The following is a 14527-nucleotide window of genomic DNA, read 5'->3' on the forward strand; positions in this document are numbered from 1 at the left end:
CGCCATGCGCATAATTGTCGCTATGGACCCCGTGAGCACCATTGAGTGGATTGTCGCCTTCGTCGTGGTCACGGTCACCGTGACCGGGTTCTCCCGGCGGATCGGCTGGTCTGCGCCGTTCGTGCTCGTCGTCGTCGGCGCACTGGCCTCGTTCCTGCCGTCGGTGCCGCGCATCCAGATCGACCCCGAGCTCGTGCTCTACGGGCTGCTGCCCCCGTTGTTGTTCGCGGCGGCCATCCGCACGTCGATCGTCGATGTGCGGGCCCGGCGTGACGGCATCCTGCTGCTCTCGGTGGGGCTGGTCGCCTTCACCGTGGTCGTCGTGGGGCTCACGGCCTGGCTGGTGGTGCCCGCGATCACGCTGGCGGCGGCCTTCGCGTTCGGCGCGGTCGTGGCGCCGACGGATGCGGTGGCCATCACCGCGATCTCCGGCCGGCTGGGCCTGCCTCGGCGGGTCGTCACCGTGCTCGAGGGCGAGAGCCTGCTGAACGACGCCACCGCCCTTGTGGCCCTCAACGCGGCGATCGCGGCGATTCTGAGCACCGTGAACCCGTGGTCGGTGACGGGCGACTTCGTCGTCGCCGTCGTCGGCGGCGTGGGCGTGGGGTTGGCCGTCGGGTGGCTGCTGTCGGTCATCCGCAAGCAACTGCACGCGCCAGTGCTGGACACCAGCCTGTCGCTCATCACCCCGTACCTGGCGTTCATCCTGGGTGAGCTCGTGCACGGGTCCGGGGTGCTGGCCGTGGTCGTCGCCGGACTGTTCCTGGGTTACCGGGCCCCGGTGATCCAGTCGGCGGAGGCCAGGATCGCCGAGTCGATCAACTGGCGCACCATCCAGTTCCTGCTCGAGAACGCCGTGTTCCTCTTCATCGGGCTCAACCTGGAGGCGATCCTCGAGGGCGCCATCACGAACGGGCCCGGGTTCTGGGCCGCCGTGGGAATCTCCCTGGCGATCCTGGCGTCGCTGCTGGTCTCCCGCTTCGCCTGGATGGCGGTCACCACGTGGATCTATCGGCACGGTCCGCGCCGGTTGCGGGAGCGCGGCTGGAGTTGGCGCACCGGGATCGCGGTCTCGTTCGCGGGGATGCGCGGGGTGGTCACCCTCGCGGCCGTGTTCCTGCTGCCGCCGGAGACCCCGCAACGGGAGTTCCTGCAGCTCTTGGCGTTCATCGTGGTGGTCGGCACGCTGCTGGAGGGTTTGGCGCTGCCGTGGATCATCCGCCGGTTGCGGCTACCGCCGCCGGACCGGTCGCAGGAGCGGATCGAGGCGCAGATGCTGCTGGCCGAGGCGCAGACCGCCGGCCTGGCCCGGCTCGATGCGGAAGTGACCGACGCCGACGAGGAGCGGGTGATCGGCCGGTTGCGCACCAATGCCCGGTTCCTGGCCGATGCGCTCGACAACCCGGCGCCCGACGACGCCGAGCCGCTCCCCTCCGCCTACACGCGCCTGCGCCGGGCGATGATCGAGGCAGAGCGCGAGGCCGTACTGGCCGCCCGCATGGAGGGACGCTACCAGGAGCCGGCCATCCGTTCGGCGCTGGCGTTCATCGATGTGGAGGAGACCGCGCTCAAGGCCGGCTCCCCCAAGCGCCTCGAGAGCTGAGCCGCCCCGCCTAGTGCTCGCGACGTGCTCAGGCGGACGCGGGACGCATCCGTAATCGAGGTGCACCTTCGATGTCGCGGCGCAGGTTTGACCTCGCGGCGCAGGTTAGCGGACCCGTTAACCTGCGCCGCGAGGTTCTTCCTGCGCCGCGACCGCGATGAGCGGATGCACGTGGGCGCGGCACCCACGGGACCGGTGCCGCGCCGAGGGGGCTAGGCGAGCTGCGGCCGGTCCTTGAGCGCGGGCGGCGCGTTCCAGGTCTTGACGATGGCCCAGCCTACGGCGGCGATCGGCACGGCGAGCACGGCGCCGATGATGCCGGCCACGATGGTGCCCGCGGTCAGGGCGACCAGGATGACCAGGGGGTGCAGCTTGAGCGACTGCGCCATCACCACGGGCTGCAGGAAGTTGCCCTCGAGCTGGTTGACCAGCACGACGATGCCCACCACGATCAACGCAACGACCCAGCCGTTGGCGACGAGCGCGACGAGGGCGGCGAGGATGCCGGCGATCGTGGCGCCGATCAGCGGGATGAACGCGGTGAGGAAGATGATCACGGCCAGGGGCAGCGCGAGCGGCACGCCCAGGATGGTGAGGCCGATGCCGATCGCGGCGGCGTCGACGAAGGCGACGATGGCGGTTCCGCGCACGTAGCCGCCGAGGACCCGCACCGTGGTGGTGCCGATGCGGCGGCCGCGCTGCAGGCGCTCGCCCTTGAACGGGCGCAGGAAGAACTTCCAGATGACGTCGCCGTCCTTGAGGAAGAAGAACAGGATCACGACGACGAGCACGGCGCCCGTGATGATCTCGGTGGCCACGGAGACCCCGGCGAGCGCGCCGGAGCCGAACTGGCTGCTGGTGAGGAAGTCCACCCCGGCGTTGCGGGCCGCCTCGATCTGCGCCGCGTCGATCCCCAGCGGGCCCTCGGTGAGGTAGGTGGAGAGTTCGTCGATGCCGTCCGACGCGCTGGTCGCCAGGTCGTTCCACTGGTTCTCGACCGCCAGGACGATGAGGGTGATGATGCCGCCGAAGACCACGATGGCGGTGAGGAGGGTGACCCAGGTGGACAGCATGGCCGACAGGCCGCGGCGGCGCAGCCATCCGATCACGGGGCTGAGCGCGGAGGCCAGGATCAGTGCGATCAGCACCGGGATCACGACCAGCTTCACCTGCACGAGGACAAACACGATGACGGCCACGAGACCGAGTGCCAGCAGGATCTGTGCGCTGCGCAGGCCGAGCCAGCCCAGCTTGTCGGTGAGCAGGGTGCGCAACGTGGTGGGACCGTCGGGCTGGGCACCGGACAGGCGGGCACCGGAGTTGTCTGGGGTTCGCATGGATCAACCCTAGACAACCCGACGCGACAGAGCTCGAAAACCCGCCGCCCGGCGGTCAAACGGGTGCCGGGATGAGTACGGTCGGCGCACATACGATACACACCTTTTGGATTCCATACACCCTTGAAATTCCCAGTCTCGTGTAGTGCCATGGAGGGTGTCCCAGCCGTGTGTCGGCTGCGGCCGAACCACCGAGAAACACCACTGAGGATGCCGAGCGCCACAAGCGCGAACCGACCGGTTCAGGTGTCACAACAGGTATCAAGGAGGATACAAAATGGCAGGAAACAGAGCAGTTGCCTACGAAGGTCCGGGCAAGGTCGAGGTCATCGACATCGACTACCCCACCTTCGAGCTGAAGGACGGACCTGGCGTCAACCCGGCCAACATCGGCCGCCAGGTACAGCACGGCGTCATCCTGAGAACCATCACGACCAACATCTGTGGCTCGGATCAGCACATGGTGCGCGGACGCACGACAGCGCCGGAGGGCCTGGTGCTCGGTCACGAGATCACCGGCGAGGTCGTCGAGGTGGGCCGGGACGTCGAGTTCATCAAGGTCGGCGACATCGTGTCGGTTCCGTTCAACATCTCCTGCGGTCGCTGTCGCAACTGTAAGGAGCGCAAGACCGGTGTGTGCCTGAACGTCAACCCGGACCGTCCGGGCAGCGCCTACGGCTACGTCGACATGGGCGGCTGGGTCGGCGGGCAGTCCCAGTACGTGCTGGTGCCCTACGCGGACTGGAACCTGCTGAAGTTCCCGGACCGGGAGCAGGCTCTGGAGAAGATCCTCGATCTCACCATGCTGTCGGACATCTTCCCCACTGGGTTCCACGGTGCGTTCACGGCCGGGATCGGCGTGGGCTCGACGGCCTACATCGCCGGCGCCGGACCCGTGGGCCTGGCCGCGGCCGTGTCCGCCCAGCTGCTGGGCGCGGCCGTCGTGATCGTCGGTGACCTCAACCCCGAACGGCTGGCGCAGGCCCGCAGCTTCGGCTGCGAGACCGTCGACCTCACCAAGGGCGAACCACAGGATCAGATCGAACAGATCCTCGGCGTGCCCGAAGTGGATGCGGCGGTGGACGCCGTCGGGTTCGAGGCGCACGGGCACGGCAAGGACGCCGGAACTGAGAAGCCGGCGACCGTGCTGAACTCCCTGATGAAGATCACCGCGGCCGGCGGAGCGCTCGGCATCCCGGGGCTCTACGTCACGGGTGACCCCGGGGCGTCCACCGAGGAAGCCAAGGTGGGTTCGCTCTCGATCAGCCTGGGTACCGGTTGGGCCAAGTCGCTGTCGTTCACCACGGGCCAGTGCCCGGTGATGAAGTACAACCGGCAGCTGATGATGGCGATCCTGCACGACAAGGTGCAGATCGCCAAGGCCGTGCACGCCCAGCCGATCAGCCTCGAGGATGCCCCGCGCGGGTACGCCGAGTTCGACGCGGGTGCGGCGACGAAGTACGTGCTCAACCCGAACGGCTACCTCAAGGACTGAGCCGGTCGGGTCGAGCGGTCTCAATAGGGACCGCTCGACGGCACACCACATCCGGGATCGAGTCGCTGTGAGCGGCTCGGTCCCGGACCTCGTGAGGCCTCCCCCGTGCCGGATTCCAATTAGGCGCCGGGCGATATCGCTTCGCCGACTTGCGGCGAATGTGCCCTTCGCGCCGCATGGGATGGCACTGTGCGGCAATTCGGGGCGGCACCATCCGCGGATAACCTGAGGTCACCCACGCATTGCCTTCCGCCTCCCAGTCGACCACCCGAGGACTCCATGGATCTCTCTGACGAACCCGACCCGGACCTGCCCTGGGACGCCCTCGTCGTGGCCGGTGGTCGGGCCAGGCGCCTGGGTGGTATCGACAAGACGGCGTTGATCTGGGGCGGGCGCAGCCTGCTCGACGGCGTGTTATCGGCAACCAGGGGCGCCCGGCGGGTCTGCGTGGTCGGATCCGATGCCCGTCTGCCGGCATCGGTGCTGCGAACCGTGGAACGGCCACGCTGGGCAGGACCGGCCGCCGCCATCGTGGCCGGACTCGACATGCTCACTGTCGACAGCGACGATGCGGGAGAGTGTGCGAGCGACTGGATAGTGGTGCTCGCAGCCGACCTCGTTCGAGCGGACGCCGCCGTGGCCGTCCTTCTCACACAGCTCGAACACCTCTGCACCGATCGGGCCGCTCGGGACGGCCTGATCGCTGTCGACCGTGACGGTAGGCGGCAGCCGCTGCTGGCCGTGTACCGGCGTGAGGCCCTGCACGCGGCCGTGGCCGCCTTCGGTCCGGCCGACAATCTCTCGGTGATCGGCCTGATCGGCCCGCTCGATCTGGTGGAGACGAGCCTGCCCGACGAGATTGGCGCCGACGTCGACACCCCGGCCGATGCCGCCAGGCTCGGCATCGAGGTTCCGCACGACACAGCGGACGCTGACCTCGGCCCAGCGCACGACAGCGCCAGGCCCTAGCGGCCCGACGACGACGCCCTCCCGCTCGACTGGCTAGCCTTGACCCAGACGGCATCCCCGTCGACGATTACCGAGGAGCCCGCCATGTCCAGCAGCCACACCGGCCGTTTGTTGCCGGGCGGCGCAGCCCGCCTCGCCGTCGGGTGCCGCTGATGGAGTGGCTGCAGGCCCGGTCGACGGCGCACGAGCTCGGCGCCCGGATGCCCCGCGCCACCGAAACCCTGCCCCTCGCCGATGCCGTGGGCCGCACTCTCGCCGCCGCGGTGCACTCACTCACCGCACTGCCGAGCTTCGCGTCCTCGGCCATGGACGGCTGGGCCGTGAACGGCGACGAGCCGTGGGCGCTCGGCACCCCGATCCTGGCGGGAGACCCGCCGGCCGATACTCCTCTGGCCCCTGGAACCGCCCGCCCCATCGCCACCGGCGGCTGCGTGCCGGCCGGCACCCACGGCATCCTGCGCTCGGAGCACGGCCTCGTCGGCCCGTCGCACGTCGGCGGGCCCGCCACCCTGACCCGCTCGCCGCGGGCCGGCGCCGGCGAGCCGGCAGCCGGGGAGCACGTGCGCGCCCGCGGCGAAGAGTGCGGACTCGACGAACGGATGCTCGAGCCCGGCTGCCTGCTCACGGCACCGCGCGTGGCGCTGGCGGCCGTGACCGGCCACGACACCCTCACCGTGACGGCGTCGCCCGCCGTGGAGCTGCTGCTGCTCGGCACCGAGGTGATCGAATCCGGCATCCCCGGCCCCGGGCAGGTGCGCGACGCCTACTCCCCCGAGTTCCCGGCCCTGCTCACCGGACTGGGCCTGAGGGTGAGCGCCGTGCGGCGACTGCCCGACGACCTCGGCCGGACCGTCGAGGCCATCCGGAACAGCACGGCGGCACTGGTGATCAGCACGGGTGGCAGCGCCCGCGGGCCGGCCGACCACGTGCGCGGCGCCCTCGCCGCCCTCGGGGCGACGGTGCTCATCGACGGCGTGCGGATGCGCCCCGGTCACCCCGTCATGCTCGCCAGGCTCGTCGACGGCCGCCTCATGCTCTGCCTGCCCGGCAACCCGCTAGCCGCGATGCTCGTGCTGGTCAGCCTGGGCATGCCGCTGATCGAGGGGATGCTCGGTCGCCCGCTGGCCGGCCTCGGCCGGGTCACTCTGGCGCACGACATCGCCAACCTGAGCGGATCGACCCGGTTGGTGGCGTACCGGGACACGGAAGAGGGGGCCGTGCCGACCGCACGCCAGGGCTCCGGCATGTTGCGGGGGCTCGCTGAGGCCGACGGCGTGGCCGTGGTTCCGCCTGGTGGCGCATGTGCGCCGGAGCAGGTCGCCACGCTTCCGCTGCCCTGGTAGCCGGCCGATGGGTTCGGGCCGGGCTCAGCCCGGCCTTCCGCATCGGCCTCAGGCACGTGCGCTCGTCAGCCTCACAGCAGTGGCGTCAGCGTCTTGGTCTCGCCGTTCCAGAATCGTGCCGCGACACACCTTCCGGACGGCGGCAGGTCCGTGAGGATCTCGAGTGCCCGGGCGACCTGATCGGCGCTGATGCGTCGGGCCAGCGTGACGTGCGGCGTCCAGTGGTCGGGCTGGGTCAGCTCCGCGGCGCCGGGCGCGTGCTCGAGTACCCGCCGATGCAGCTCCAGCAGCGCCCCCGTCATCACCACGGGCCGGGCGAGGACGAACCGGCCTGCCCCGGCCCTGAAGAGCACCAGCCCGGAGACTCTGAGCTCGACGGGCAGCGAGGTGGACCGCTCGGCCGGCTGCGCAGGCGGCTGCGAGTCTGCACGAGTCTGGAAGACCGCACGCAGGCCGTCGGTCAGCTCGAGGCCCGGACCAGCAGCGAGGGTGAGGTGCGGGCGGTTGCTCGAGTCCGGATGCCGACCCAGATTGGGCAACCCCGCCTCCTGCAGGGCCGCCCACTCCGCCCGGAAGGCGGACTCGGCGGCGGGATCGAAGGTCAACTCGATGCTGCGCATGCTCTCATCATGCCCCGGCAGCGCCGGCACCTCGCCGAGGCCGGGCGCTGCCACGGGTGAGGAAGGCCGCAGCTGCTGTCGCCCCACCCCGAACGGGCAGGCCCGCTGGTGGCAGATTCGCGATCGTGGGACCCGCGACCAATTGCCGGGCTGCCGTTCAGGTGATATTCCTGAACCACGAGTTCATCGACGCACCCGTTCGCAAGGAGACCCATGAGCAGCCCGGACAACGACCACCGCTCCCTCGACGACATCACCCGGCGCCTGACCCAGGCGCTCCAGATCCTGGATCTGGAGGTCGACTATCCCCTGCTGCTCGGCCTGGCGGCCGACACGTCGCGGGCGGTGGGACCCGATGCAGGACCGATCAGCACCTTCCTGGTGGGTTATGCGGCCGGCATGACGTCGACCTCGGGCACGCAGGCGGCGACGGATGCCGTCGAGCGCGCCGTCGGGGTGGCCAGGCAGGCGACCGAGAAGACCGGTGACGGCGGGGTCGAGGACGGCTGGGCGCACACCGCCCAGTAGGCGTGTCCAGTCGGCCGCCCTCGCGTTCCTGACGGGGCTGGTCTCGCCGGCCGGGTGCACCTAGCCGAGCAGCACCTCCTCGACGGTGCGGGCCGGTTCCAGCCGCACGATGACGGCCTTCGACACCGGGGTGTTGCTGCCCTCGGCGAGGTGGTCCAGCGGCACGAGAACGTTGGCCTCCGGATAGTACGCCGCCGCGCAGCCGCGCGCTGTGGGGTAGGACACCGCCCGGAACCCGCGCAGCACCCGCTCGACGTTGTCGGGGTAGACGCCATGGACATCCACCAGCTGTTCGTCGGCCAGGCCCAGCTCCACGAGGTCGTTGGGATTGACGAACACCACGTGCCGGCCCTTCTTTATGCCGCGGTACCGGTCGTCGTGCCCGTAGATCGTGGTGTTGAACTGGTCGTGCGAACGCAGGCTCTGCAGGATGAGCGTGCCGTCGGGCCGGTCGAGGTACTCGAGGTCGTTGACGGTGAGCATGGCCTTCCCGGTGGGCGTGGGGAACGTGCGAGAGTCGCGCGGGCCGTTCGGCAACAGGAAGCCGCCGTCCTGGCGGATCTTGGTGTTGTAGTCCTCGCAGCCGGCGACGACGTGCGAGATGTGCTCCCGGATCAGGTCGTAGTCCCGCTCGAAGCCCACCCAGTCCACATCCACCGTGGTGCCGAGCACCGCCCGGGCCAGCCGGCTCACAATCGCCACCTCCGACAACAGGTCGGGTGACACCGGCGCCACCTGACCCCACGACGGATGCACCGCGCAGACCGTGTCCTCCACCGACACGAACTGCACGCCCGTGGCCTGCCGGTCGATCTCGGTACGGCCCATGGTCGGCAGGATCAGGGCTTCCTCGCCCACCACGGCGTGCGACCGGTTGAGCTTGGTGGACACCTGCACGGTCATCTCCGCGCCGTGCATCGCCGCCTCGGCGGCCTGGGTGTCGCTGATCGCGGCCACGAGGTTGCCGCCGAGCGCCATGAACACCTTGATGCGGCCGTCGCGCAGCCCGTTGATCGTGTCGACCGAGTCGGTGCCGTGGGCGCGGGGCGGGGCGAAGCCGAACTCCCGCTCCAGGCTGTCGAGGAACGCCGGCGGCATCTGCTCCCAGATGCCCATGGTGCGGTCGCCCTGCACGTTGCTGTGCCCGCGAATCGGCGAGGCACCCGCGCCGGGCTTGCCGATGTTGCCGCGGAGCAGCAGCAGGTTGATGATCTCCTTGATCGTGGCGACACCCTTCTTGTGCTGGGTGAGTCCCATCGCCCAGGTGATGATCACCTTCTCGGCCCGGAGATAGCGTGCGGCGAGCTCGTCGATCTCGGCGGCGCGGAGGCCCGTGGCCTCGAGCACGGCCTTCTCGTCGACCTGGTTGAGGTGTTCGGTCAGTTCCTCGAGGCCCTGGCAGTGCTCGCGCAGGAACTCGTGGTCGAGCACCGTGCCCGGGTTCGCGGCTTCTGCCGCGAGCACCCGCTTCGACACGGCCTGCAGCAACGCCATGTCGCCGCCGAGACGCACCTGCACGAACTGATCGGCCATGTCGGTGCCGTGGCCGATGATGCCCTTGACCCGCTGCGGGTTCTTGTAGCGCTTGAGTCCGGCCTCCGGCATGGGGTTGACCGCGACGATCTCGGCGCCGTTCTCCTTCGCCTCTTCCAGGGCGGTCAGCATCCGGGGGTGGTTGGTGCCCGGGTTCTGGCCCATCACGATGATGAGGTCGGCCTGGCCGAAGTCGTCGTAGGTGATGGTGGCCTTGCCGATGCCGATGGTCTGGCCCATCGCCCAGCCGGACGATTCGTGGCACATGTTGGAACAGTCCGGCAGGTTGTTGGTGCCGAAGGCGCGCACGAACAGCTGGTAGGCGAAGGCGGCCTCGTTGGACGTGCGGCCGCTGGTGTAGAAGGCCGCCTGGTCGGGCGAGTCGAGGCCGTTGAGCTTGTCGGCGATGACCCGGAACGCCTCGCTCCAGCTCACCGGCCGGTAGTGGTCGTCGCCGGCGGCCTTGTAGACGGGTTCGATCAGCCGGCCCTGCAGGCCGAGCCAGTACTCGGTGCGGCCCTGCAGGTCGCTCACTGGATGCTCCGCCCAGAATTCCGAGCCGATGGTGACGGGCGTGGCCTCCCAGGTGACGGCCTTCGCACCGTTCTCGCAGAACTCGAACGTCTTGCGGTGAGTGGGGTCGGGCCAGGCGCAGCTCATGCAGTCGAAGCCGTCTTTCTGGTTCATCGCCAGCAGCGTCTTGCGGCTGCGGGTGATGCCCATGTGCTCCAGCGCCGGGATGGTGGAGTGCAGCACCCCGGGGACGCCGGCCGCCCAGGACTTGGGCGAGCCGACCTCGAGGGTGGATTCGCCGGCCTCGTCGGTGTCGTCCAGCTCGACCGGGCTGGCGCCGTTGGCCTCGGGGTTGGGGGTGATTCTCTTGGGGCTCATCGTGGGCATCCCTTCGCCGGTCGGGACCAGACGACCGTCGTGCGTCGGTGCCCGGACATCACTGGAGTTACCCCTTCAGGGCTATCAGCATCACCGACCGAAGGCAAGAGTTCCCGGCGGCTCAGGGCACACTCAGGGTAGGACGCCGGCTCTGACGCGCCGGCGGCGACTCCCGAGTTGCGCCGAACTCCCCTCCCGGATGCCCGGAGCGGGCACTTTGCGGCAACTCGCGGAGGCGGGAACCCGAGGGGCGGGGAGGCCTTTCTTGCCGGCCGGAACTCAGGCGAGGCTCTGGGCGGTGAAGCGCTCGAGCACCTCGCCGATGCGGCCCTTGCAGCCGCCGCAGCCGGTTCCCGCGCGCGTGTCCGATCCGATGCAGGCCACCGTGTCGTTGCCGGCCTCTGCGGAGGTGGTGATCGCCTCGACGGTCACCCCGTTGCACCAGCACACCGTCGATTCCGGGGCGAAGGCGTCGCCAGCGGTGGCCGGGTCGTAGTCGGGGCCGTCGAACCGGAGCAGCACCGACCGGTCGGCGGGCAGTTCGCTGCCGCGCTCGAAGAGCAGAGTGAGTTCTGCTCCGGTGCGGGGCATGCCCACGCAGACGAACCCGGTGAGGATGCCGCCGCGGGTGACCATCTTCACGTAGCGACCATGCTCGGGGTCGGCCCACTGGGCCACGGCCAGCGGTGCGGGGTCACCGGAGGCGCAGCCGTGGGCGTGCGCGTCGGCATCGGCCAGCGCCGCGTCGAACGGGTCCGCCGTGGTGTCGCCCGCGGCGACCACATCGATTCCCTCGGCCTTGAGCATCACGACGGATGCGCCGGGTTCGGCCACGACCACCGGCTCCGCCGTGGCGGTGGCCGAGCCATCGGAGGGAATGCCCGCCCTGATCTGGGCGGTGAACCGGGCCGCGAGGCGGTCGGCCTGGCGCCAGCCCGGGCCGATCAGGCCGGACGGTCCGCCGGCCGGGGCCATCCGGGCGCCATTCCACGCGGCGCCGAGGTCGGCGTCGGCGGGGCGGGCGGCCACGTGGGCGCAGTCGCCGATGGCGTGGATGGATGCATCCGCCCAGCTCTGCAGCGACTCGTCGACGAGCACGCCCGTCGACACGGGCAGCCCGGCCAGGTGGGCGAGTTCGGTGCGGGCGCCGACGCCGCAGGAGAGCAGCAGCAGGTCGCCGCCGATCTGCTTGCCGTCGGCGCAGATGAGGGCCTCGAAACGTTCGGCGCCGTCGTCGTCATGGTGGAACAGCACGCTCTCGGCGCGGGCGTGGTTGACCATGGCTACACCGGCCTGCCGGGCGGCGCGGGTGAGCACCGAGCCTCCGCCGCGGTCGAGGTTGCGGTTCATCGGGATCTCGCCGTGGTAGACCACGCACACCTGCGCCCCGGCCGCGGCCGCAGCGACCGCGATCTCCATGCCGAGCACCCCGGCGCCGAGCACCACGATGCGCTGCCCGGCCCGTACCGCGGCGAGCACGGTCGCGGCATCGGCGAGGTCGCGGAGCGCGCTCACCCCGCGAGGCAGCGGTGCGTCCTGGGTATCGAGGCCGGCGGCATCCGGGCCGGGCTTCATAAGGCTGCGTCGCACCCGTTTCACGCCGTCGAGGGTGGGCACGTTGGCGCGGGCGCCGGTGGCGAGCACGAGCCTGTCGTATGGCAAGGTGCTGCCGTCGCCGAGCGACACCGTGCGGATGCTGCGGTTCACGGAGGTGACGCTGGTGCCGGTGAGGATCGTGGCGCCGGCGGCGCGGGCGCGGCTGCCGTCGGTGAGGTCGAGGGTGTCGCGGTCGGTGCGGCCCACGGCGAAGTCGGCGAGCAGCACCCGGTTGTAGGCGTGCTCCCGTTCGGCGCCGACGACGGTGAGCTTGGCCAGGCCGGACTCGACCAGCGGGAGGATCTCGTCGACGAAACGCGCGCCGACCGGGCCGTAGCCGACGACGACGATGCGCTCGGGGCCGCCGCGCCCGCCGGGGAGGCCTGCGGAACCGGGCAGGCCGGCAGAAGTGTGGTCAGGCATCCGCCATCACCCTCTCGGTGTCGGTGACCGGCAGGTCGGGCGGCTCGATGGCCCGCACCCGCACCGCCGTGCGTTTGAACTCGGGCATGCCCGAAATGGGGTCGGTGGCTGCGGCCGTGAGCAGGTTGGCGCGTTGGTCGGCGGGAAAGTGGAAGGGCAGGAACACGGTGTCGGGCCGGATGTCGGCGCTCAGCTGGGCGCGGCAGCGCACGATGCCGCGTTCGTTGGCCAGCTCCACCCAGGCGCCGTCGACGACGCCAAGGCCCGCGGCCGTGGCCGGGTGCACCTGCATCCGCGCCTCCGGCTGGGCGTCGGCGAGCTCGGGCACCCGCCGCGTCTGGGCGCCGGACTGGTAGTGCTCGAGCAGCCGGCCGGTGATGAGCGTGAGTGCCCCCTGCGTCTGAGCGGGCGCGGCCACGGCTCGGGCTGTGACGGCGACGATGCGCGCGCGGCCGTCGTCGTGAGCGAACCGGTCGAGGAAGAGCCGCGGCGTTCCCGTGGAGCCGACCGGGTAGGGCCAGTGGGCCGGCTCTCCCGCATCCAGCAGGGCGTAGTCGAGCCCGGAGTAGTCGGCGATTCCGCCTGCCGAGGCCCGGCAGAGCTCGTCGAAGACCTTGCCCGGGTCGGCGCTGTAGACGCCGGGAGCGCCCAGGCGCCGGGCCAGCTCCTGGAAGATCCACAGTTCGCTGCGCACGCCGGCCGGCGGGTCGATCGCGCGACGGCGCCGCAGCACCCGGCCCTCGAGCGAGGTCATGGTGCCCTCCTCCTCCGCCCACTGGGTGACCGGCAGCACCACATCGGCCAGCGCGGCCGTCTCAGAGAAGAAGAAGTCGCAGACCACGAGAAAATCGAGGCCCTGCAGCCCCTGCCGCACGCTGTCGGCGTCGGGCGCCGAGACCACGACGTTGGCACCGTGCACGAGCAGGGTGCGGATGCCGCCCGGCCGGCCGAGCGCGCCCAGCAGTTCGACGGCGGGGATGCCCGCACCGGGGATCTGCGCAGGCTCGACTCCCCACACCCGGGCCACATGTGCGCGGGCGGCGGGGTCGGTGATCTTACGGTAGCCGGGCAGCTGGTCGCACTTCTGGCCGTGCTCACGGCCACCCTGCCCGTTGCCCTGGCCGGTGAGGGTGCCGTAGCCGGAATGGGTCGTGCCGACGAGGCCGAGTACGAGCGCGAGGTTGATGGCCGCAGTGGCGGTGTCGGTTCCGTCGACGTGCTGCTCCACCCCGCGCCCGGTGAGGATGTAGGTGCCCCGGCCGGCGGCCAGCCGACGGGCCAGGTCGCGCAGCTGCCCGACCGGTACCCCGGTGTGCTCCTGCACCCGCTGGGGATACCAGCCGGCCACGCTGTAGCGCAGCTGATCGAACCCGGTGGTGCGCCGGGCGAGGTAGTCGGTGTCGGCGAGGCGTTCGGCCAGAACCAGGTGGGTGAGACCGAGCAGCAGCACCAGGTCGGTGCCCGCAGCCGGCTGCACGTGCATGCCGGCGCCGTCTTCGGTCAGGCGGGCGGTGGCGGTGCGCCGCGGGTCGACCACGATGAGCCCGCCGGCCTGCCGGGCACCGTCGAGGTGGCCGATGAACGGCGGCATGGTCTGGGCCACATTGGAGCCGAGCATCAGGATGGTGTCGGCCACGTCGAGGTCTTCGACCCGGAACGGCAGGCCGCGGTCGAGCCCGAAGGCCCGGTTGCCGGCGGCCGCGGCGCTGGACATGCAGAACCGGCCGTTGTAGTCGATGCGGGAGGAGCCGAGCGCCAGCCGGGTGAACTTGCCGAGCTGGTAGGCCTTCTCGTTGGTGAGCCCGCCACCGCCGAAGACGCCCACGGAGTCGGCGCCGTGCTCGGCCCGGCCGGTGCGGAGCCTGTCGGCGATGAGGTCGAGCGCCGCGGTCCAGGAGATCGGGGCGAAGCTGCCGTCGCCCTGGCGGCGCATGGGTTCCCGGATGCGCTCGGCCGGGTCGAGCAGTTCGGCCGCCGTCCAACCCTTCTTGCAGAGGCCACCCCGGTTGGTGGGGAAGGCCCGGCCGGCGATGGTGACCGGGAGGCTGATCGCATCCGCGGGCCGGGCGGGCGTCGCGGCAGCGGCGGGGATGCCGGCGGCGAGGGTGGGCGTACCAGTGGGCGTGGGCGCGGGCGCGGGCGTGAGCGTCATCGCGCACTGCAGGGCGCAGTACGGGCAGTGCGTGTCG

At 70.8% G+C, this 14527-nt stretch carries 10 protein-coding genes; 5 read left to right on the forward strand and 5 right to left on the reverse strand.

All coding sequences use genetic code 11. The features are described from left to right. Positions 1-22 precede the first annotated feature (22 nt). Positions 23-1603 (forward strand): Na+/H+ antiporter, encoded by a 1581-nt coding sequence (locus DOE79_RS05110; protein WP_245977122.1) that lies wholly within the window; start codon positions 23-25, stop codon positions 1601-1603. 212 nt (positions 1604-1815) lie between these two features. On the opposite strand, the gene DOE79_RS05115 is transcribed toward DOE79_RS05110, so the two are convergent. Then, complete coding sequence (locus tag DOE79_RS05115) at positions 1816-2940, reverse strand: AI-2E family transporter (RefSeq protein WP_120337565.1); 1125 nt, start codon at positions 2938-2940, stop codon at positions 1816-1818. A 277-nt stretch (positions 2941-3217) separates the two neighbouring features. Here DOE79_RS05115 and fdhA point away from each other — a divergent pair, with 277 nt between their 5' ends. The 3 genes from fdhA to DOE79_RS05130 all read left to right on the forward strand — a co-directional run bounded on the left by fdhA (position 3218) and on the right by DOE79_RS05130 (position 6747). Then, entirely contained in the window at positions 3218-4435 is a 1218-nt protein-coding gene (gene fdhA, locus DOE79_RS05120) for a formaldehyde dehydrogenase, glutathione-independent (protein ID WP_066594272.1), read from the forward strand. Between the two features lie 279 nt (positions 4436-4714). Further along, positions 4715-5404 (forward strand): molybdenum cofactor guanylyltransferase, encoded by a 690-nt coding sequence (gene mobA / locus DOE79_RS05125; RefSeq protein WP_120337566.1) that lies wholly within the window; start codon positions 4715-4717, stop codon positions 5402-5404. A 152-nt stretch (positions 5405-5556) separates the two neighbouring features. Beyond that, positions 5557-6747 carry a molybdopterin molybdotransferase MoeA gene (locus DOE79_RS05130; RefSeq protein ID WP_120337567.1) on the forward strand — a complete coding sequence of 397 codons (1191 nt, stop codon included), beginning with the start codon at positions 5557-5559 and terminating at the stop codon, positions 6745-6747. A gap of 71 nt (positions 6748-6818) precedes the next feature. Here DOE79_RS05130 and DOE79_RS05135 read toward each other — a convergent pair whose 3' ends face one another. Continuing rightward, on the reverse strand, positions 6819-7367 hold the full coding sequence (locus DOE79_RS05135) for a 2'-5' RNA ligase family protein (RefSeq protein WP_120337568.1): 549 nt from the start codon (positions 7365-7367) through the stop codon (positions 6819-6821). A 213-nt stretch (positions 7368-7580) separates the two neighbouring features. Between DOE79_RS05135 and DOE79_RS05140 the strand changes: the two genes are divergently transcribed. After that, complete coding sequence (locus DOE79_RS05140; protein ID WP_120337569.1) at positions 7581-7895, forward strand: DUF6457 domain-containing protein; 315 nt, start codon at positions 7581-7583, stop codon at positions 7893-7895. Between the two features lie 60 nt (positions 7896-7955). Here the strand turns inward: DOE79_RS05140 and DOE79_RS05145 are convergent, their stop codons facing one another. The 3 genes from DOE79_RS05145 to DOE79_RS05155 form a co-directional block, all read right to left on the reverse strand. After that, complete coding sequence (locus DOE79_RS05145; RefSeq protein ID WP_120337570.1) at positions 7956-10319, reverse strand: FdhF/YdeP family oxidoreductase; 2364 nt, start codon at positions 10317-10319, stop codon at positions 7956-7958. A 279-nt stretch (positions 10320-10598) separates the two neighbouring features. Then, the gene (locus DOE79_RS05150) at positions 10599-12338 is read right to left on the reverse strand and encodes an FAD-dependent oxidoreductase (RefSeq protein ID WP_120337571.1); all 1740 of its coding nucleotides are present in this window, start codon (positions 12336-12338) and stop codon (positions 10599-10601) included. After that, positions 12331-14490 carry a molybdopterin oxidoreductase family protein gene (locus DOE79_RS05155; protein ID WP_245977288.1) on the reverse strand — a complete coding sequence of 720 codons (2160 nt, stop codon included), beginning with the start codon at positions 14488-14490 and terminating at the stop codon, positions 12331-12333. Before DOE79_RS05155 ends, DOE79_RS05150 begins: the two co-directional genes overlap by 8 nt. Positions 14491-14527: the final 37 nt, after the last annotated feature.

Source organism: Cryobacterium soli (assembly GCF_003611035.1).
Taxonomy (GTDB): Bacteria; Actinomycetota; Actinomycetes; order Actinomycetales; family Microbacteriaceae; genus Cryobacterium; species Cryobacterium soli.